This is a genomic window from Streptomyces sp. NPDC003697, assembly GCF_053587115.1.
On record NZ_JBSFNN010000088.1, the window covers coordinates 1 to 19,611 of the forward strand.

Annotated in this window: 18 protein-coding genes and 4 pseudogenes; 10 read left to right on the plus strand and 12 right to left on the minus strand. The window is 72.5% G+C overall.

The window, feature by feature from the left end; all coding sequences use genetic code 11:
• The 3 genes and pseudogenes from ACWDNY_RS26410 to ypfJ form a co-directional block, all read right to left on the minus strand.
• Positions 1-2,430, minus strand: a 2,430-nt coding sequence (locus ACWDNY_RS26410) for a Tex family protein (protein ID WP_451648291.1), incomplete at its 3' end; no start/stop codon positions are given.
• 142 nt (positions 2,431-2,572) lie between these two features.
• A pseudogene (locus ACWDNY_RS26415) lies at positions 2,573-2,695 on the minus strand (LPFR motif small protein); the annotation flags it as partial.
• 146 nt (positions 2,696-2,841) lie between these two features.
• Positions 2,842-3,732: a KPN_02809 family neutral zinc metallopeptidase gene (gene ypfJ, locus ACWDNY_RS26420; RefSeq protein WP_451648292.1), complete on the minus strand. Its 891-nt coding sequence runs from the start codon at positions 3,730-3,732 to the stop codon at positions 2,842-2,844.
• 153 nt (positions 3,733-3,885) lie between these two features.
• Between ypfJ and ACWDNY_RS26425 the strand changes: the two are divergent.
• Positions 3,886-4,047: pseudogene (locus ACWDNY_RS26425) on the plus strand (transposase); the annotation flags it as partial.
• Between the two features lie 52 nt (positions 4,048-4,099).
• Here ACWDNY_RS26425 and ACWDNY_RS26430 read toward each other — a convergent pair.
• From ACWDNY_RS26430 to ACWDNY_RS26455, 6 genes and pseudogenes are all read right to left on the minus strand, one after another.
• A pseudogene (locus ACWDNY_RS26430) lies at positions 4,100-4,345 on the minus strand (metallophosphoesterase family protein); the annotation flags it as partial.
• 49 nt (positions 4,346-4,394) lie between these two features.
• Complete coding sequence (locus ACWDNY_RS26435; RefSeq protein ID WP_451648293.1) at positions 4,395-5,015, minus strand: dihydrofolate reductase family protein; 621 nt, start codon at positions 5,013-5,015, stop codon at positions 4,395-4,397.
• The gene (locus ACWDNY_RS26440) at positions 5,015-5,521 is read right to left on the minus strand and encodes an SRPBCC family protein (protein WP_451648294.1); all 507 of its coding nucleotides are present in this window, start codon (positions 5,519-5,521) and stop codon (positions 5,015-5,017) included. Before ACWDNY_RS26440 ends, ACWDNY_RS26435 begins: the two co-directional genes overlap by 1 nt.
• Before the next feature lie 3 nt (positions 5,522-5,524).
• Complete coding sequence (locus tag ACWDNY_RS26445; RefSeq protein WP_451648295.1) at positions 5,525-5,866, minus strand: ArsR/SmtB family transcription factor; 342 nt, start codon at positions 5,864-5,866, stop codon at positions 5,525-5,527.
• 407 nt (positions 5,867-6,273) lie between these two features.
• Positions 6,274-6,486 (minus strand): annotated as a pseudogene (locus ACWDNY_RS26450) (MerR family transcriptional regulator); the annotation flags it as partial.
• Positions 6,487-6,574: 88 nt separating this feature from the next.
• On the minus strand, positions 6,575-7,354 hold the full coding sequence (locus tag ACWDNY_RS26455) for an enoyl-CoA hydratase/isomerase family protein (protein ID WP_451648296.1): 780 nt from the start codon (positions 7,352-7,354) through the stop codon (positions 6,575-6,577).
• A 126-nt stretch (positions 7,355-7,480) separates the two neighbouring features.
• Here ACWDNY_RS26455 and ACWDNY_RS26460 point away from each other — a divergent pair, with 126 nt between their 5' ends.
• Both ACWDNY_RS26460 and ACWDNY_RS26465 read left to right on the plus strand, forming a co-directional pair.
• Entirely contained in the window at positions 7,481-8,065 is a 585-nt protein-coding gene (locus ACWDNY_RS26460; RefSeq protein ID WP_451648297.1) for an HdeD family acid-resistance protein, read from the plus strand.
• A 322-nt stretch (positions 8,066-8,387) separates the two neighbouring features.
• Entirely contained in the window at positions 8,388-8,882 is a 495-nt protein-coding gene (locus ACWDNY_RS26465) for an ATP-binding protein (protein WP_451648315.1), read from the plus strand.
• A 40-nt stretch (positions 8,883-8,922) separates the two neighbouring features.
• Here ACWDNY_RS26465 and idi read toward each other — a convergent pair whose 3' ends face one another.
• The 3 genes from idi to galE all read right to left on the minus strand — a co-directional run bounded on the left by idi (position 8,923) and on the right by galE (position 11,700).
• Entirely contained in the window at positions 8,923-9,516 is a 594-nt protein-coding gene (idi, locus tag ACWDNY_RS26470; protein WP_451648298.1) for an isopentenyl-diphosphate Delta-isomerase, read from the minus strand.
• 116 nt (positions 9,517-9,632) lie between these two features.
• Positions 9,633-10,571, minus strand: coding sequence for a cation diffusion facilitator family transporter (locus ACWDNY_RS26475; RefSeq protein ID WP_451648299.1), 939 nt, complete (start codon positions 10,569-10,571; stop codon positions 9,633-9,635).
• A 157-nt stretch (positions 10,572-10,728) separates the two neighbouring features.
• A complete protein-coding gene (gene galE / locus ACWDNY_RS26480; protein WP_451648300.1) occupies positions 10,729-11,700 on the minus strand; it encodes a UDP-glucose 4-epimerase GalE in 972 nt (323 codons plus the stop codon).
• A 601-nt stretch (positions 11,701-12,301) separates the two neighbouring features.
• Between galE and ACWDNY_RS26485 the strand changes: the two genes are divergently transcribed.
• The 7 genes from ACWDNY_RS26485 (at position 12,302) to ACWDNY_RS26515 (ending at position 19,425) form a co-directional block, all read left to right on the plus strand.
• Complete coding sequence (locus ACWDNY_RS26485; protein WP_451648301.1) at positions 12,302-14,158, plus strand: DUF5941 domain-containing protein; 1,857 nt, start codon at positions 12,302-12,304, stop codon at positions 14,156-14,158.
• Entirely contained in the window at positions 14,155-14,907 is a 753-nt protein-coding gene (locus ACWDNY_RS26490; RefSeq protein WP_451648302.1) for a phosphocholine cytidylyltransferase family protein, read from the plus strand. The genes ACWDNY_RS26485 and ACWDNY_RS26490 overlap by 4 nt, the downstream gene beginning before the upstream one ends.
• Positions 14,895-15,956, plus strand: coding sequence for an iron-containing alcohol dehydrogenase family protein (locus ACWDNY_RS26495; protein WP_451648303.1), 1,062 nt, complete (start codon positions 14,895-14,897; stop codon positions 15,954-15,956). The genes ACWDNY_RS26490 and ACWDNY_RS26495 overlap by 13 nt, the downstream gene beginning before the upstream one ends.
• 13 nt (positions 15,957-15,969) lie before the next feature.
• Positions 15,970-16,713 (plus strand): CDP-alcohol phosphatidyltransferase family protein, encoded by a 744-nt coding sequence (locus tag ACWDNY_RS26500; protein WP_451648304.1) that lies wholly within the window; start codon positions 15,970-15,972, stop codon positions 16,711-16,713.
• Between the two features lie 44 nt (positions 16,714-16,757).
• A complete protein-coding gene (locus ACWDNY_RS26505) occupies positions 16,758-17,603 on the plus strand; it encodes a glycosyltransferase family 2 protein (RefSeq protein ID WP_451648316.1) in 846 nt (281 codons plus the stop codon).
• A gap of 96 nt (positions 17,604-17,699) precedes the next feature.
• Positions 17,700-18,629: an ABC transporter permease gene (locus ACWDNY_RS26510; RefSeq protein WP_451648305.1), complete on the plus strand. Its 930-nt coding sequence runs from the start codon at positions 17,700-17,702 to the stop codon at positions 18,627-18,629.
• Positions 18,622-19,425 (plus strand): ABC transporter ATP-binding protein, encoded by an 804-nt coding sequence (locus tag ACWDNY_RS26515; protein WP_451648306.1) that lies wholly within the window; start codon positions 18,622-18,624, stop codon positions 19,423-19,425. Before ACWDNY_RS26510 ends, ACWDNY_RS26515 begins: the two co-directional genes overlap by 8 nt.
• Positions 19,426-19,611 lie beyond the last annotated feature (186 nt).

Below are 19,611 nucleotides of genomic sequence, written 5' to 3' on the forward strand. Positions count from 1 at the left end.
TGTGCCGCACGCCCGGCGACCCCGAAGGACACCGGCGCCACCGACAACTTCATCTGCGACCGGAAGTACGACGCCCGCGCGGCGCAGCGCGTCGGCCATGGCGCTGTTGGCGGGGGGCGCCTGGCGTGAGCCGCCGCCACCGTCGCCGCGGCCGCCACCGCCACCGCCGCCGCGGCCTTGGCGCTGCTGCGGCGGGCGCCCGCCGCGCCGTCGCCGCTCGGCGCCGGCGTCCTGCCCGGCCTGGGGGGCGGCCTCGTCGTCCAGGCGCAGGGTGAGCGAGATCCGCTTGCGCGGGATGTCGACGTCGAGCACCTTCACCTTGACGATGTCGCCGGGCTTGACCACGTCGCGCGGGTCCTTCACGAACGTTTTCGACATGGCCGAGACGTGCACCAGGCCGTCCTGGTGGACGCCGACGTCCACGAAGGCGCCGAACGCGGCGACGTTGGTGACGACGCCCTCCAGCACCATCCCGGCGGACAGGTCGGAGATCTTCTCGACGCCTTCCTTGAAGGTGGCCGTCCGGAAGGCGGGCCGCGGGTCGCGCCCCGGCTTCTCCAGCTCCCTGAGGATGTCGGTGACCGTGGGCAGACCGAAGGTGTCGTCCACGAAGTCGGCCGGCCTGAGCGAGCGCAGCACCGGCGTGTTGCCGACGAGGGAGGCCACCTGCTCGCCGGTGGTCTTCACCATGCGTCGCACGACGGGGTAGGCCTCGGGGTGCACGCTGGAGGCGTCCAGCGGGTCGTCGCCGCCGCGGATCCGGAGGAAGCCCGCGCACTGCTCGAACGCCTTCGGGCCGAGCCGCGGCACCTTCTTCAACTCCGACCGGGAGGTGAACGGCCCGTTCGCGTCCCGGTGCGCCACGATGTTCTCGGCCAGCGACGAGGTGATGCCGGAGACGCGGGACAGCAGCGGCACCGAGGCCGTGTTGACGTCCACGCCGACGCCGTTCACACAGTCCTCGACCACGGCGTCCAGTGAGCGGGACAGCTTCACCTCGGACAGGTCGTGCTGGTACTGGCCGACACCGATCGACTTGGGGTCGATCTTCACCAGCTCGGCCAGCGGGTCCTGCAGCCGGCGCGCGATGGAGACCGCGCCGCGCAGCGACACGTCCATGTCCGGCAGCTCCCGGGAGGCGTAGGCGGACGCGGAGTACACCGAGGCGCCGGCCTCCGACACCATCACCTTGGTGAGCCGCAGCTCCGGGTGCCTCGCGATGAGCTCGGCGGCGAGCCGGTCGGTCTCGCGGGAGGCCGTGCCGTTGCCGATGGCGACCAGCTCGACGGCGTGCTCCCCGGCCAGGCGTGCCAGCTTGGCGATCGCCTCGTCCCACTTGTTGGCCGGGACGTGCGGGTACACGACGTCCGTGGCGACGACCTTGCCGGTCGCGTCCACCACGGCCACCTTCACGCCGGTGCGGAAACCGGGGTCCAGGCCCAGCGTCGCGCGGGTGCCGGCCGGCGCCGCGAGCAGCAGGTCCCGCAGGTTCGCCGCGAAGACGTTGACCGCCTCGTCCTCGGCCGCCGTGCGCAGCCGCAGCCGCAGGTCGATGCCGAGGTGGACGAGGATGCGGGTGCGCCAGGCCCAGCGGACGGTGTCCAGCAGCCACTTGTCGGCGGCGCGGCCGCGGTCGGCGATGCCGAAGCGGTGCGCCACGATCCCCTCGTACGACGACGGGCCGTCCGTGGGCTCCTCCGGCTCCAGGACGAGGTCGAGCACCTCCTCCTTCTCACCGCGCAGCATCGCGAGGATCCGGTGCGAGGGCAGCTCGGTGAAGGGCTCGGCGAAGTCGAAGTAGTCGGCGAACTTGGCGCCCGCCTCCTCCTTGCCCTCCCGCACCCTCGCGGCCAGCCGCCCGCGCACCCACATGCGCTCACGCAGCTCGCCGATCAGGTCGGCGTCCTCCGAGAACCGCTCGGTGAGGATCGCGCGGGCGCCGTCGAGCGCCGCCTGCGGATCGGCGACGCCCTTGTCGGCGTCGACGAATGCGGCCGCCGCGGCGAGCGGCTGGACCGTCCGGTCCGCGAGGAGACCCTCGGCCAGCGGCTCCAGGCCCGCCTCGCGGGCGATCTGCGCCTTGGTCCGCCGCTTCGGCTTGAACGGCAGGTAGACGTCCTCCAGGCGCGCCTTCGTCTCGGCGCCGCGGATCTGCGCCTCCAGCTCCGCGGTGAGCTTGCCCTGCTCGCGCACCGACTCCAGGACCGCCGTGCGTCGCTCCTCCAACTCCCGCAGATAGCGCAGCCGCTCCTCGATCGTGCGCAGCTGCGCATCGTCGAGCATCTCGGTCGCTTCCTTGCGGTAACGGGCGATGAAGGGCACCGTCGAACCGCCGTCGAGCAGCTCCACGGCGGCCTTGACCTGCCGCTCCCGTACGCCGAGTTCCTCGGCGATCCTGCTTTCGATGGACCCTACGAGGGGTGTCGTCACGATCCCGTACCGCCTTCTCACTTCCGGTTGCGCGGCAATTGTGGCAGGCGGGACCGACAGAAGCGGACCAGGGCGGCTACCGGCGGGGCGGGAGCCCTGCCCACGGGCCCCCGCCGCCGCGTGTCGCCCCGCCGCGCGCGGTTCGGGCCCCGCCATGCGCCGAGGCCCCGTCGAAGAGCCGCGCCCTGGCCCGGGGCGGGAGCGTCACCACCGTGGCGACGGCTCCGCCCATCTGACGCGGTGAGCCGGCGATGGCACGGAACACTGCCGACCCCCTTGGTCGTCCGGCCGGTTCTGGCGGTGTGGAACGTGTCCCGCGCCCGTCGCGCGCCTGCTCCCAGCTCTGCGGCGCTCTCCGGCCCCGCACTGTGCGGGCCGGTGCCGTGCGGGCAGTGCCGTGCGGTCCGCGGCTCAGTGGAAAGTGTCGCACCGGGCCATGTCACCAGTGCGGAACCCCCGGTCGAACCACTGCTGCCGCTGCTCGGCCGAGCCGTGCGTCCAGGTCTCGGGGTCCACCCGGCCCTGGAACCTCTCCTGTATCCGGTCGTCGCCGACGGCCGCCGCCGCGTCCAGCCCGTCCCGGATGTCGGCGTCCGTGAGACTCGTGATCAGCGGCCTGCCCGTGGACTCGTCCGGGGCCGTGGTGGCGTGCTGCGCCCACACGCCCGCGTAGCAGTCGGCCTGCAGCTCCGTCCGGACCGAGGCGCTGCCGGCGCCGGTCCGCCCGTCCTGGGACCTCCCCAGCGCCCCCGCGAGGTCCTGGACGTGGTGCCCGTACTCGTGCGCCACGACATAGGCCTGCGCGAAGGGCCCGCCGCTCGCCCCGAACTTCGTGCGCAGCTCGCCGAAGAAGTCCAGGTCGAGGTAGACCTTGCGGTCGCCGGGGCAGTAGAACGGACCGACGGCGGAGGTCGCGGTCCCGCACGCCGTCCCCACGCGCCCGCTGAAGAACACCGTCGGCGCCTCGGCGTAGGCGCCCCGGCCGCGCCCGAACTCCTCGCTCCAGTAGTCCTGCACGCTGTTGACCACCGCCACGATGCGGCAGTCCTCCCGGGTGTTGGCGTCCCTGCCGGTGCGGCACGACCGCTGGACCTCGCCGGCGGAGGACGCGGCCGGTGCGGGATCCTCACCGCCGGAGGACAGCCCCAGCTGACCGGGACCGATCCCGAGCACCAGCCCCACCACCAGGATCACCAGGCCGACGATGCCGCCGCCGATGGTGGCCCCGCCACCGGGAATGCGGCTGCCCCGGATGTCCTGCACCTCGCTGGTGTCCAGACCGGCGTCGTCGTCGAACTGCATCAGCGCCACCTTCGCGGTATCTCACGGCCAGATCGCTGCTCCGTCTACCCCGTCCGGGGGCTCCCGGTCGTACGGGGTGCCAACGCCCGCGCGTAACCGGCTGTCGGCAACCGGCGCGGATCGTGTTCGAGGACTTCGGGACCCGGCGGGTCCGCCCTCCAGCAGTTCGTGAACCAGTCGCCGTGGGATCCGCTGCCCGTCAGACAGCGGATCGCCGAGCGGCTGTCCGAAGTTGTCATGCCCGGGGTGTGGGTGATCGATGATGTGTCGTTCCCCAAGTGCGGCAAGACGTCGGTCGGGGTGGCCCGCCAGTACAGTCCCCACACCGGCCTGACCCTCTACCAGGTCCTCGACGCTTTTGAGGACCTTCCGCCCAGCGGTCGAGGCGTGAGTCGACCAGGACAACCTCTTCGTCGTTTCGGGGAGTCGCGTGGCAGAAGAACACCTTTCCCAGACCGTGCACGGGCAGGGTGAGTGACCGCGGCGGGCCGGCGGTGGTGTCACCGGTCAGCGCGATGCGGTCGGCGGCGCTCACGTCCGGCTCGGCCAGCACGGCTTTCAGAGCGGGCAGGACTGCGTGGATGTCGGACAGGACGGCTACTTGGTTCAGCATGGTCACCACCGTTCCGGCCAAGGCGGCGACTGTCGCGGACGTGGCGGGGCTACCGTCTGTGCACGGCGTAGGTCAGGTGCGTCACCCGCGACGACGGCTCCGAACGGACCGGCTCGAGCGCGACCCTGGACGCGTCCACGCCCTCGAACAGGCGGATTCCGGAGCCGAACAGCACGGGCGTCAGTGCGATCGAGAACTCGTCGATCAGGCCGGCGTTCACGTACTCCAGGATCGTCGCGCCGCCGCCCGCGATACGGACGTCGCGGTCGCCGGCGGCCTGGCGGGCCTGGTCGAGCGCCGTCTCGATGCCGTCGTTGACGAAGTGGAAGGTGGTCCCGCCCGGCCGCTCCCAGGGGTCACGCTTGGTGTGCGTCACGACGAAGACCGGAGTGTGGAACGGCGCCGCCTCCGGCCACATCTGCTCGCCGGCGTCGAACATGCGCTTGCCCATGACGCTCGCGCCGGTGCGCTCGAACGTCTCCCGCACGATGTCGTTGTCGCGCCCCTCCTCGCCGCCCTCGCCCAGCTTCAGGTTCTCCCGGAAGAACCGCTGCGGGAAGATCCACTGCTGCAGGTCCATCCACTGCCGCCCCATCAAGTCCCCGAGGGACCCGGGCGCGATGAACCCGTCCAGCGACATCGACACGCTGAAGAACACCTTCCCGGCCATCAGCCCTCAGCCCCCTTCCGCACGAGGTCGGCGACGTAGGCCGCCAGGCTGTTCAGGGTCTGCCGGCCACCCTCGATCGCGTGGTACTTCTCGATCGCCTCGTCGCGCAGTTCCTTGGTGGGGAACACCGTGCGCATCACGATCCGGGTCGCCGCGCCGTCCGGCGCGAAGGTCAAAACCGACTCGAAGGCGTTCGGGTCGTCGCGGGACTCACCGTGCAGCAGCTCGATCCGCTCCGGCGGGGCGATCCGCAGCCAGCGGATCCATTCGGAGTAGTCGGTCCCGTCCGGCCCGTGCAGCACGAAGTCCCACTCCCCGCCCTCGCGGAACTCGAAGGACCGCGTGGTGGTGGTGAACCCCTCCGGACCCCACCACCGCGACAGGTGCCGCACCTCGGTGAACGCCTCGAACACCAGCTCCCGCGGGGCATCAATGACCCGGGAGATCACGATCTCCCGGTCGGCGGTCGCCGGCTCCGCCCCCGTTTCTTGCCTTGCCCCTGCCATCGGTCATTCCTCCTGCCGTGTCTGCTTGAGGTCCTGCACGTAGGTGTCCAGCCGGTCGAAACTCCCGTTCCAGAACCGCTCGAATCCGCCGACCCACTCGTGGACCGGCCGCAGCCCGCGGGCGTCCAGGCCGTAGAGGCGCTGTTTGCCCGCCCCGCGGACCCGGACCAGCCCCACCTCCCGGAGCACCCGCAGGTGCTTGGACGCCCGCGGCTGGCTCATCCCCAGCTCCTCGGCCAGGTCGGTCACCGGCCGCTCACCCGCCCGCAGCAGCGCCAGAATGTCCCGGCGCTGCGGCTCGGCGATCGCGTTGAACGCGTCCGACGTCGTCGCTGCTCGTGCCATGGCAGCGATCATATTCCTATATCGGAATACGTCAAGGCTGGGAATCGGGCGCGTCTTGTCGGATGACGATTGCAGGCACCCGGCCCCGCCCGGCTGTGGACGGGCGGTGAACCGCCCGTCAGGGCGCTTGTGCAGCCAGCCGCGGTCGGCGAGCTCGGTCATCTTCGCCCGCAGCGGCTCCAGCCTGCCGCGCACCGACGCGTCCAGGCCCAGCCGCTCGCCAACCGCCCTGACCTGCACCCGACCGTCCGCCTCCCGCACGATTGCCAGAATCTTGCCGAGAGCGGGAGAGACCGGCGGCGCGGCCACCTGAAGTACGACCTGGGTACTTATCAACCGATCGTATGCGGCGGCGTTTTCACCCGACGCCAGCCGCGTCCGCCCCATGCAGCCTTGCGACCGCCCCGTCATTGCTGTGTCCGAACGCGCAGAGCCCGGACGGACCAATCGAACACCGGAGCCAGGCTCTCCGGGGCCGGCCAGCCGTTGACCACTGCGAGCAGCCGGAGGCATCGCTCTCTGCGTGGGTCGTTCACGCTCTCCAGCCGAGTCGCCAGCCGGCGGCGAAGCTCGACGTCGTCGGGGCGGTCGAGGAGGCGCGCGTAGTACGCCGTGAACTCCGGAAACGAACCAGGAGGCCCACGGCCTCAAGGGAGAGGTTTCCGTGCCTCGCACCTCCTGGCCGCGAGGCCGGGGACTCAGCGAGGCTCAGAGCGACCCACGGGATGTCGCACACCGCGCAGCCGGCGCCGTCCACGTGAAGTGCGGCTGCCTGCGCTCCAGGAAGGCGGCGACGCCCTCCGCGGTGTCCGCGCTGCCGCACGCCTGCTCCGCCCAGTGGGCGTCCCGGTCCGTGCGGCCGTCCACGAACTCCTTCGCCGCGGCCTGCGTCAGCTGCGAACGGGAGACCAGGACGCGCGTGAACTGAGCGACCCGCTCGTCGAACCGGCCCTCGGGCAGCACCTCGTCGACCAGGCCGGCGGTGAGTGCCCGCTCGGCGCCGATCAACTCGCCGGAGAACAGGAGGTACTTGGCGGTGGCCGGACCCACCAGGGACACCAGCCGCCGGGTGGAGGAAGCCGGATAGACGATCCCGAGCTTCGCCGGTGTCACCCCGAACAGCGCGCCGGCCTCGGCGAACCGCAGATCGCAGGCCGCGGCGAGCTGTGCGCCGCCGCCCACGCAGTGCCCGCGCACCGCCGCCAGGGTCGGCTTGGGGAACGCGGCCAGCGCCTCCTCGGCCAGCACCGCGAGGCGCTGCGCCTCGCCGGGCGAGCCCTGGAGCGTCGAGATGTCGGCCCCGGCGCAGAACGTGCCACCCTCCCCGGTGAGCACCAGCGCCCGTACGCCGGGATCGGCGGCCAGGGACTCCAGCAGCGGCGGCAGCGCCCCCCACATGCCGGCCGTCATCGCGTTGCGCTTGGCCGGATGGTGGACGACGACGGTGGCGACCGAGTCGGTGACGTCGTGCAGCAGCTGCGGCTCCATGCGACGGATGCTATCCGCCCGGCCGATCGTTTGATCAAGAAGGTGCGGGGGAGAGTTACGACACGGTGGCAAAAGGGGAGTCAGAACAAGAACAGTGGCGAAGCGGACGGTCATGAGGAGGCGCTGATGGCCAGGTTCACCAAGCGCCGGAACCGGAGCGAGACGGCGCAGATGCGGCGCAGCTTCGGCTGGCTGGCCGTGCTCGGCGTGGTCCTGGTGCTCGCCGGGGTCGTCGGTCTGGTCTACGCCGCCGCCGTCACCCTGACCTCGATGCTGCTGTTCGGCTGGCTGCTGCTGGTCGGCGGGCTGGTGGGGCTGCTGCACGCGGTGCAGGCGCGGGGCTCGAACTTTCTCTGGCTGGGCGTCATCGTCGCGGCCCTGAACCTCGCCGCGGGCGTGGTGGTCATCAGCAGACCCCACGCGGCGGCCGAGGCGCTGACCATGTTCGCCGCCCTGCTCTTCCTCACCGCCGGGCTGTTCCGGCTGGTGGGGTCGCTGGTCGTGCGCGGCCCCCAGTTCGGCTGGACGCTGCTGCTGGGCGCCTTCGACCTGCTGCTGGGGATCCTGGTCCTGATGAGCTGGCCGAGCAGCAGCCAGTACGTCATCGGCTGCTTCATCTCCCTCGCGCTGCTGTTCGACGGGCTCGGTCTGATCGCCACCGGCACCGGCGGCCGGCGCATCGTGGGCATGGTCGCCGACCGGACCGCCTGAGAACCCCGAACGGAACAGCAGTCCGGTCATTCGCGTCGCGGCCGGGCGCGGAGGGCCGGACGGGATCGCCGGACGCCCGAGGGCGCCCGGCGCGGCTCCCCCCTCGTGGCGCCGGCGCCCCTTCGGGAACCCGTATCACCCGATGAGTTCCCGAACACGGCCCGGGCGGGACAGGAGCGGTCCTTCCCGTGCCGGCGTCATACGCAGCCGGTCACAAAGCGCTCTAAACCAGCTGACTTGTGTTCAGTGACCGGGCGGGCAGGACCGCGTTACCAACACTCGACGTGTGGTGACAATCGAGCGCGAGGGTGGCGACCGGACGATGGAAGACCACGGGCGCGGGGACGACCCGCGCCCAGAGCGCGGCGCGGGGGCACTACGACACGACCGGACGCCCGGTCCGGCCCCCTACGAGGGAGTCTGGCGGTTCACCGCACCCGCCGTCGACGCCTCGGTCCCGCAGGCCCGGCACGCCGTGCGGGACCTGCTGCGGCGGCAGGGGGTGCCGGCGTCCGACGACCTGGTGCACGGCCTGCTGCTGATCGTCTCCGAGCTGGTCACGAACGCCGTACGGCACGCGGCGCTGCTGTCGCCGATGCTCGCCGTGGAGGTCGCCGTCGGCGCCGAGTGGGTGCGGGTGGCCGTCGAGGACAACCACCCCTACCGCCCCACCGCCCTGGAGGCCGACCACGCCCGGACCGGGGGGCGGGGACTGCTCCTGGTGCGGGAGATCGCCGGGGAGGCGGGCGGGGTGTGCGACGTCGAGCACACGACGAGCGGCGGCAAGGTCATCTGGGCCGCCCTGCCCCTCGGTTAGGCCCCGTAGCACCGCCCGCCGGGCAGGCCGGGGCCCGGGCTCACCAGCCGGCGGACGGCCCCGTCAGTTCCCTGACCGCCGGACGGGCGGCGTCCAGCACGGTGAGGAACCAGGTCGAGAAGGTGTCCCGGGCGTGCCGCTCGGCCAGCTCGGCGGCGGTCACGAACGCCGTGTCCCCGACCTCGTCGGCGTCGGGCCGCAGCGGGGACTGGACCAGGCCGACGAAGAGGTGGTTGTACTCCTGCTCCACCAGGCCCGACTCGGGGTCCGGGTGGTTGTAGCGGACCCTGCCCGCCTCGGCGAGCAGCGACGGGGAGACCCCCAGCTCCTCGTACGTCCGCCGGGCCGCCGCCGCGAACGGCGACTCACCGGGGTAGGGGTGACCGCAGCAGGTGTTGGACCACACGCCGGGGGAGTGGTACTTGCCCAGCGCCCGCTGCTGCAGCAGCAGCCGGCCGCGCTCGTCGAAGAGGAACACGGAGAAGGCGCGGTGCAGCTGTCCCGGTGGCTGGTGGGCGGCGAGCTTCTCCGCGGTGCCGACCGTCACACCGTTCTCGTCGACCAGTTCCAGCATGATCGTGTCAACGGTGCCGTTCGACGAGCTGTGCGTCGCGGTGGCAGGTGTGATCGGCATACCCATCCTTCGCATCGGTCCTCGAGTCCCAAGTCTGCCGTACGAATCCGGCACTCCCGGCACTTCCCGGCACTCCCGCATGTCCTGCGCCGGACGCGGGGACGCGTGCGGGGCGCTCAGTGGCACAGGCCGGCCTCGTGCTCCGCGTGGCCGCCCGGCTCCAGCTGGAAGGTGCAGTGTTCCACGTCGAAGTGGTCGCCGAGGCAGTGCTGCAGCTCGTGCAGCATCTTCTCGTGACCGATCGCGTTCAGGGCCTCGGAACTGACCACCACGTGCGCCGACAGCACCGGCAGACCGGAGGTGATCGTCCACGCGTGCAGGTCGTGGACGTCCTCGACGCCGTCCAGCCCCAGGATGTGGGCCCGTAGGTCCGCCATGTCGATGTCCTTCGGGGCCGCCTCCAGCAGGACGTCCAGCGTCTCGCGCAGCAGCCTGACCGTACGGGGCACGATCATCAGGCCGATGGCGAGGGAGGCGATCGGGTCGGCGGCCTGCCAGCCGGTGAGCAGGATCACCGTCGCCGAGATCAGCACGGCCAGCGAGCCGAGCGCGTCCGCGGCCACCTCGACGAAGGCGCCGCGCACGTTCAGGCTCTCCTTCTGGCCGCGCATCAGCAGCAGCAGGGAGACCGAGTTCGCGATCAGGCCGATCGCGCCGAACACGATCATCAGGCCGCCCTCGGTCCCGGCCGGGGTGAGGAACCGCCGAACCGCCTCGACCAGCACGTAGCCGCCGGCGCCCAGCAGGAGCAGACAGTTGCCCAGCGCGGCGAGGATCTCGGCACGCGCGTAGCCGAAGGTGCGGTGCCGGCTCGGCGGCCGGTTCGCGAAATGGATGGCGAGCAGCGCCATGCCGAGACCGAGAGCGTCGGTCGCCATGTGCGCGGCGTCCGCGACGAGCGCGAGGGAGTCCGCCAGCATGCCGCCGACGACCTCCACCACCATCACGGTGAGTGTGATCGAGAGCGCGACGCGCAGGGGGCCGCGGTGGGCGGCGGCGGCCGTCCTGATGACGGCCGCGCCGTGCGCGTGCCCGTGGTCGTGACCGGCGCCCATGCGATGTGACCCTCCTGTGTGCCTCCGGAACCACAGTCAACTACGGGCGGCACGGCTGCGGCAACGCGGCACTGAACACCGTTGTCATCTGCCCTGACCTGCGGAAAGAACGAGCGTCCCGGCAGGTGCCCGCCCGCAGGTCAGGGCATGCGCACGGTCAGGCGCCGCGGTGCAGCTGCCAGCCCCGCCAGGCGGAGGACACCATCTCGGGCACCCCGCGCCGGGCCCGCCACCCCAGCTCCGCCGCCGCCCGCTCCGCCGAGGCGACCGCGCGCGGCGCGTCCCCGGGGCGGCGCGCCTCGACCACCGGGGGCCGCCGGTCGCCGGTCACCTCGCCGATGACCGAGATCAGCTCGCGCACCGAGACGCCCTCGCCGCGGCCGATGTTCAGGGTGAGGTCACCGGCCGCGCCGGAGCCGCTCAGCCGCCGCACGGCGGCCAGGTGGGCCTCGGCGAGGTCGGCGACATGGATGTAGTCGCGTACGCAGGTGCCGTCCGGCGTGGGGTAGTCGTCGCCGAAGACGCGGGGCGCCTCGCCGCGGGCGAGCCGGTCGAAGACCATCGGGACGATGTTGAACACCCCGGTGTCGGCGAGTTCGGGGGCGGAGGCGCCGGCGACGTTGAAGTACCGCAGGCAGGCGGTGGCGATGCCGTGCGCACGGCCGGCCGCCCGCACCAGCCACTCCCCGGCGAGCTTGGTCTCGCCGTAGGGGTTCACCGGGGCGCAGGGCGTGTCCTCCGTGATGAGGTCCACGTCCGGGTTGCCGTAGACGGCGGCCGACGAGGAGAACACGAAGCGCCCGACGCCGGCCTCGGCGACGGCGTCGAGGAGGGTGGCGAGGCCGCCCAGGTTCTCCTGGTAGTACCGGGTCGGCTGCGCGACCGACTCGGCGACCTGCTTGCGCGCGGCCAGATGCACGACGCCGGTCACCGCGTGTTCGGCGAGCACCCGCTTGAGCAGGTCCGCGTCCAGTGACGAGCCCTGGATCAGCGGTACGCCCTCCGGCAGGCGCGCCGCGCGCCCGGCCGACAGGTCGTCGAGCACGACGGCGCGCTCGCCGGCCCCGGCCATGACGTGCGCCACATGCGCCCCGATGTATCCGGCTCCGCCAGTGATCAGCCATGTCATGCCCGCCACCCTATGCCGCGGCGGGGGCCTCGGCGGTCACCGCGCCGTGCGGGCGCGGCGGCGCCGGGTCACGGCGGGCCACCGCGCACCCAGCGCGCGGCGCGCACGACGCGACCGGGGGCCCCTGCGCGCGCCGCACGCGACGCGACCGGGCGGCCACGCGCGCTCCTGAGCGCGTGGCCGCCCGCCCGGGGTGCCTTGTGCGCGGGGGGCGGGCCCGCGGATGTCGTCCCCTGCCACGGAGCACGGTGGGAGGCCCTCCCGCGGGCAGTCGTGCCGCTGGGGCGGCACGGGCACGGGTGGCGCCCTCGCGGACGCCGGCCACGCAACCCACCCGCCTCACGTTGTTGTCGGCGGATGCGGTCGCCGGGAATGCCCGGTGTGCGGCGGAGTTTGTTGCGAGGCGGCCGGATCACCGATGATGATCCGCGGCGGCAGCCGCAGCAGACCGTGTCGATCAGCCCGTGAACGGGCGGTGAACGCGGGCTTCCCGGCATCCGATAGCCTCTGCCGACATGCCGCCCGGGTGCCACAGGCATGCGGCACCCCCACCATGTACATGACCGGCGCGTCAGCGTCGGCACCCAGGGAGTGAGTTCGGTTGCCGACCGCCATCCTCACCGGTCAGCCGGTCCCCGGATCGTCGATCGAGGGCGATCTGCGGTCCCTCGGCTTCGACGTGCGGGCCGCCGCCGACGCCGGTGACGCCGAGGCCCTCCTGGCCGCCGTCCCGGCCGGCCAGCGGGTCGCCGTCGTCGACGCCCGGTTCGTCGGCCACCTGCACGCCCTGCGCCTCGGCCTGACCGACCCCCGCTTCCTGCTCGCCGCGGTGCCCGGAGCCGTGACCGCCCAGCCGGCCGGCAGGCAGGCCCTGGCCCGGGCGATGGCCCGCGACAGCTCGGCCGGCGGCGGCACGGCCACCGGTCTGCCGACCGCGCTCAAGCAGGGCGACGCCCTCACCGCCGTCGAGAGCCTCGCCGACCGCGTCGCCGCCGCCCTGGACGCCGACGGCGCCGACGTCCACCGTCCCGAACTGGGCAGCCTGGTCGCCGCCGTCCCCGCCGACCCGCAGGCCCGCAACGAGGCCCGGCAGGCCGTCGCCGCCGTCGACGACGAGGCCGTGCGTCTGAAGTCGGCCGTCAAGGCCCGCGACGGCTTCTTCACCACCTTCTTCATCAGCCCCTACTCGCGCTACATCGCCCGCTGGTGCGCCCGCCGCGGCCTGACCCCGAACCAGGTCACCACGGCGTCCCTCCTCACCGCCCTGATAGCGGCCGGCTGCGCGGCGACCGGCACCCGCGTCGGCTTCGTCGCCGCCGGCGTGCTGCTCATCGCCTCGTTCGTCCTGGACTGCACCGACGGTCAGCTGGCCCGCTACTCGCTGCAGTACTCCACCCTCGGCGCCTGGCTGGACGCCACCTTCGACCGGGCCAAGGAGTACGCCTACTACGCCGGACTCGCCCTCGGCGCGGCCCGCGGCGGCGACGACGTCTGGGCCCTCGCCCTGGGCGCGATGGTCCTGCAGGCCTGCCGGCACGTGGTCGACTTCTCCTTCAACGAGGCGAACGCCGGCGACACCGGCGCCGCCGGCCCCACCGCCGCGCTGTCGGACCGGCTCGACAGCGTCGGCTGGACGGTCTGGGCGCGTCGGATGATCGTCCTGCCCATCGGCGAACGGTGGGCGATGATCGCCGTCCTCACCGCGGTCGCCACCCCCCGCATCACCTTCTACGCGCTGCTGATCGGCTGCGCCTTCGCGGCCGCGTACACCACGGCCGGCCGTGTGCTGCGCTCGCTGGCCCGCAGGACGCAGCGCACCGACCGGGCGGCGCGGGCGCTGGCCGACCTCGCCGACAGCGGACCACTGGCCGAGGGCCTCGCCGGCGCCGCGGGCGGGCTCGCGCGCCGGCTGCCCGGTGGCGCCGCGCCGGCCGTCGCCCTCCTCGGCGGCCTCGCCGTCGTCGCCACCGCGGCGCTGACCGGCTTCGGCGGGCCCTGGCCGGTCCTCGGCGCCGTCGTGTACGCCGCCGCCTCCGCTCTCGCCGTCGCTCGCCCCCTCAAGGGCGCCCTGGACTGGCTGGTCCCCCCGTTCTTCCGCGCCGCGGAGTACGGAACCGTCCTGGCCCTGGCCGCCAAAGCGGGGGTGGGCGGAGCCCTTCCCGCGGCGTTCGGGCTGGTGGCCGCGGTCGCCTACCATCACTACGACACGGTCTACCGCATCCGCGGCGACGCCGGAGCGCCCCCGGCCTGGCTGGTGCGCGCCATCGGCGGGCAGGAGGGGCGCACGCTGCTCGTCGCCGTCCTGGCCGCGCTGCTCACCGCCGCGCAGTTCAAGGTCGCGCTCACGGTCCTCGCGGTGGCCGTCGCCCTGCTGGTGCTCGCCGAGAGCATCCGCTTCTGGGTGGCCTCCCACCTCGGAGGCGCGCCCGCCGTACACGACGAAGGAGAACCCGCATGATCGGCCTCGTGCTGGCGGCCGGCGCCGGACGGCGTCTGCGCCCCTACACCGACACCCTGCCCAAGGCGCTGGTGCCGGTGGGGCCCGCGGGCATAGAGGGCGAACCGACGGTTCTGGACCTCACCCTCGGCAACTTCGCCGAGATCGGCCTCACAGAGGCCGCGGTCATCGTGGGCTACCGCAAGGAGGCCGTCTACGAGCGCAAGGCGGCCCTGGAGCGCAAGTACGGCCTCAAGCTCACCCTGATCGACAACGACAAGGCCGAGGAGTGGAACAACGCCTACTCGCTGTGGTGCGGCCGTGACGCCCTCAAGGACGGCGTGATCCTCGCCAACGGCGACACCGTCCACCCGGTCTCCGTGGAGAAGACGCTGCTCGCCGCCCGCGGCGACGGCAAGAGGATCATCCTCGCCCTGGACACCGTGAAGTCCCTGGCCGACGAGGAGATGAAGGTCGTCGCCGACCCCGGCCGGGGCATGCAGCGGATCACCAAGCTGATGGACCCCGCCGAGGCCACCGGCGAGTACATCGGCGTCACCCTCATCGAGGGCGACGCGGCCCCGGAACTCGCCGACGCGCTGAAGACCGTCTGGGAGACCGACCCGCAGCAGTTCTACGAGCACGGCTACCAGGAACTGGTCAACCGCGGCTTCCGCATCGACGTCGCGCCGATCGGCGACGTCGCGTGGGTGGAGATCGACAACCACGACGATCTCGCCCGGGGACGGGAGATCGCGTGCCGCTACTGACCCGGCTCATCCCCTCGCCGGTCGTCGTGGACATCCGCCCGGGTGCCCTCGACGACCTGGCGTGCGTGCTCGCCGACGAGCGCGTCTCCCACTCCGGCCGGCTCGCCGTCGCGGTCAGCGGAGGCTCCGGCGCGCGCCTGCGTGAGCGGATCGCCCCCTCGCTGCCCGGCGCCACCTGGTACGAGGTCGGCGGCGGCACCCTCGACGACGCGATCCGGCTGGCCGGCGAGATGAAGGCCGGGCACTACGACGCGGTCGTCGGCCTGGGCGGCGGCAAGATCATCGACTGCGCCAAGTTCGCCGCGGCGCGCGTCGGCCTGCCACTGGTCGCCGTGCCCACGAACCTCGCCCACGACGGTCTGTGCTCCCCGGTCGCCACGCTCGACAACGACGCCGGCCGCGGCTCCTACGGCGTGCCGAACCCGATCGCGGTCGTGATCGACCTCGACGTCGTCCGCGACGCGCCCGCCCGGTTCGTGCGCTCGGGCATCGGCGACGCCGTGTCCAACATCTCCGCCGTGGCCGACTGGGAGCTGTCCCACCGCGTCAACGGCGAGAAGGTCGACGGCCTGGCCGCCGCCATGGCCCGGCAGGCGGGCGAGGCGGTGCTGCGCCACCCGGGCGGCATCGGCGACAACGCCTTCCTGCAGGTGCTGGCCGAGGCGCTGGTCCTCAGCGGCATCGCGATGTCGGTGTCCGGCGACTCGCGGCCGTCCTCCGGGGCGTGCCACGAGATCAACCACGCCTTCGACCTGCTGTTCCCCAAACGGGCCGCCAGCCACGGCGAGCAGTGCGGACTGGGCGCGGCCTTCGCGATGTACCTGCGCGGCGCGCACGAGCAGTCGGCCTACATGGCCGAGGTGCTGCGCCGCCACGGGCTGCCGGTGCTGCCGGAGGACATCGGCTTCACCACGGACGAATTCGTCCGGGTCGTGGAGTTCGCGCCGGAGACCCGGCCCGGCCGCTACACGATCCTCGAACACCTCGACCTCAAGACCCCACAGATCAAGGACATCTACGCCGACTATGTCAAGGCCATCGGTAGCTGAACTACGTCCGGTCGTGCACCCCGCGGGGGTCAAGGACCGGCGCAGCGGTGAGCACTGGGGGGGACGCCTCTACATGCGCGAGGTCTCCCTCCGGGTGGACCGCTACCTGGTCAACACCAGGATCACGCCCAACCAGCTCACGTACCTGATGACCGTCTGCGGCGTCCTGGCGCTCCCGGCCCTGCTGGTGCCCGGGATCGCGGGCGCCGTGCTCGGCGTGGTGATGGTGCAGCTGTACCTGCTGCTGGACTGCGTCGACGGCGAGATAGCGCGCTGGAGGCAGCAGTTCTCGCTCGGCGGCGTCTACCTGGACCGGGTCGGCGCCTACCTGACCGACGCCGCGGTCCTGGTCGGCCTGGGGCTGCGCGCCGCCGACCTGTGGGGCACCGGGCGGATCGACTGGCTGTGGGCCTTCCTCGGCACCCTGGCCGCCCTCGGCGCGATCCTGATCAAGGCCGAGACCGACCTCGTCGGTGTCGCCCGGCACCAGGGCGGACTGCCGCCGGTCAAGGAGACCGCGTCCGAGCCGCGCTCCTCCGGCATGGCACTGGCCCGCAGGGCCGCCGCGGCGCTGAAGTTCCACCGGCTGATCCTCGGCATCGAGGCGTCCCTGCTGATCCTGGTCCTCGCGGTGCTGGACGCGGTCCAGGGCGGCCTGTTCTTCACCCGGCTCGGCACCGCCGTGCTCGCCGGCGTCGCCGTCCTGCAGACGGTGCTGCACCTGGTGTCCATCCTCGCCTCCAGCCGGCTGCGGTGAGCGCCGTGGCGTCCCCGCTCAAGGTCGGCGCGGTGGTCATCACCATGGGCAACCGCCCCGACGAGCTCCGCGCCCTGCTCGACTCGGTCGCCCGGCAGGAAGGCGACCCGGTCGAGGTCGTCGTCGTCGGCAACGGCTCCCCGGTGCCCGAGGTGCCCGCGGGCGTGCGCACCGTCGAGCTGCCCGAGAACCTGGGTATCCCCGGCGGGCGCAACGTCGGCATCGAGGCCTTCGGCCCGTCCGGTCGCGACGTCGACATCCTGCTCTTCCTCGACGACGACGGCCTCCTCGCCCGGCACGACACCGCCGAGCTGTGCCGCCGGGCCTTCGCCGAGGACCCGAGACTCGGCATCATCAGCTTCCGCATCGCCGACCCGGACACCGGGGTCACCCAGCGGCGCCACGTGCCGCGGCTGCGTGCCTCCGACCCGATGCGCTCCTCCCGGGTCACCACCTTTCTCGGCGGCGCCAACGCCGTGCGGACCCGGGTCTTCGCCGAAGTCGGCGCCCTGCCGGACGCATTCTTCTACGCGCACGAGGAAACCGACCTGGCATGGCGGGCCCTCGACGCGGGCTGGATGATCGACTACCGGTCCGACATGGTGCTGTACCACCCGACGACCGCGCCCTCGCGGCATGCGGTGTACCACCGCATGGTCGCCCGCAACCGCGTCTGGCTCGCCCGCCGCAACCTGCCCGCGCCGCTGGTGCCGGCCTACCTCGGGGTGTGGATGGCGCTGACCCTGCTGCGCCGTCCCTCGGGCCCGGCCCTGAAGGCCTGGCTCGGCGGGTTCCGGGAAGGCTGGGCCACGCCGTGCGGGCCGCGCCGGCCCATGCGGTGGCGGACCGTGTGGCGGCTGACCCGACTGGGCCGGCCCCCCGTCATCTGAGAAGCTCGTTGCCTGGCGGCACCCGGGCGGTGCACCGGCCCGGTGCTCACGCCCCGCCCGCCCAGGCTGCGCACCCGAAGACGAAAGTGTCCCCCAGTGAGTGAGACAACGCAGGACGGCGGCGTCGCGGTCGGCCGGGCCGCGGCGTCCGACGAGGGCCTCACGGCGGCCCAGCTGGCCGCCCGGTACGGGCTGTCCGTCAGCGGTGCCCGGCCCCCGCTCGGCGAGTACGTCCGCCGGCTCTGGAGCCGCCGTCACTTCATCCTCGCCTTCTCCCAGGCGAAGCTGACCGCCCAGTACAGCCAGGCCAAGCTCGGCCAGCTCTGGCAGGTGGCGACCCCGATGCTCAACGCGGCCGTCTACTACTTCATCTTCGGGCTGATCCTGAAGGCGAACAGGGGCCTGTCCCACGGCACGTACATCCCGTTCCTCGTGACGGGCGTGTTCGTCTTCACCTTCACGCAGAACTCGGTGATGGCCGGGGTGCGGGCCATCTCCGGCAACCTCGGCCTGGTGCGGGCCCTGCACTTCCCCCGTGCCTCGCTGCCCGTCTCCTTCGCGCTGCAGCAGCTCCAGCAGCTGATGTTCTCCATGATCGTGCTGGTGGTGGTCGCGGTCGGCTTCGGCAGCTACCCGGGCCTGTCCTGGCTGCTGATCGTGCCCGTGCTGGCCCTGCAGTTCCTGTTCAACACGGGGCTGGCGCTGGTGATGGCCCGGGCGGGCGCCCGGACCCCGGACCTGGCGCAGCTCATGCCGTTCGTGATGCGGACCTGGATGTACGCCTCCGGCGTGATGTTCTCCATCCCGGTCTTCCTCGCCGACCAGCCCCGGTGGGTGGCCAACGTGCTGCAGTACAACCCGGCGGCGGTCTACATGGATCTGATGCGCTTCGCGCTCATCGACGGCTACGGCTCCCAGAACCTGCCTGCCCACGTCTGGGCGGTCGCGGGCGGCTGGGCCGCGCTGTTCGCGTTCGGCGGCTTCGTGTGGTTCTGGAAGGCGGAGGAGAGGTACGGCCGTGGCTGAGCAGCACGGGGACGGACGGGAGCACGGCGGGCGCGTCCCCACCGTCATCGCGGACGACCTGCACATCGTCTACCGCGTCAACGGGGCCAAGTCCGGCCGGGGCAGCGCCACCGCCGCCCTCAGCCGCATCCTCAGGCGGCGCTCGGGCGACGAGGAGCGGGGCGTGCGCAAGGTGCACGCCGTGCGGGGCGTCTCCTTCGTCGCCCACAAGGGTGAGGCGATCGGCCTGATCGGCTCCAACGGCTCCGGCAAGTCCACCCTGCTGCGGGCCATCGCCGGCCTGCTTCCCCCGGAGCGGGGCCGGGTCTACACCAACGGCCAGCCGTCGCTCCTCGGGGTGAACGCGGCCCTGATGAACGACCTGACCGGCGAACGCAACGTCATCCTGGGCGGTCTCGCGATGGGCATGTCCCGCGAGGAGGTCAAGGCGCGCTACCAGGAGATCGTCGACTTCTCCGGGATCAACGAGAAGGGCGACTTCATCAGCCTGCCGATGCGCACCTACTCCTCCGGCATGGGCGCCCGCCTGCGGTTCGCCATCGCCGCGGCCAAGGACCACGACGTGCTGATGATCGACGAGGCCCTGGCCACCGGCGACCGCAAGTTCCAGAAGCGGTCGGAGGAGCGCATCCGGGAGTTGCGCAAGGAGGCCGGCACCGTCTTCCTGGTCAGCCACAACAACAAGTCGATCCGCGACACCTGCGACCGGGTGCTGTGGCTGGAGCGCGGCGAGCTGCGGATGGACGGCCCCACCGACGAGGTGCTCAAGGAGTACGACACGTTCACGGGCAAGTGACCCCAGCGGCCCGGGGCCCCGCCGGACATCCTCCGGCGGGGCCCCGCCTCTGCAAAGGAAGCGTCAACTCCCTTGATCTCAGGGAATCTTGACGCCCATCGGCGTGTTGTGGCGTGGGGCCGAACACCCAGGCGGAGCGCGGCGCGCCGTACAACGTAAGCTGTAGCGGTCCTCGAAAGCGGCAAG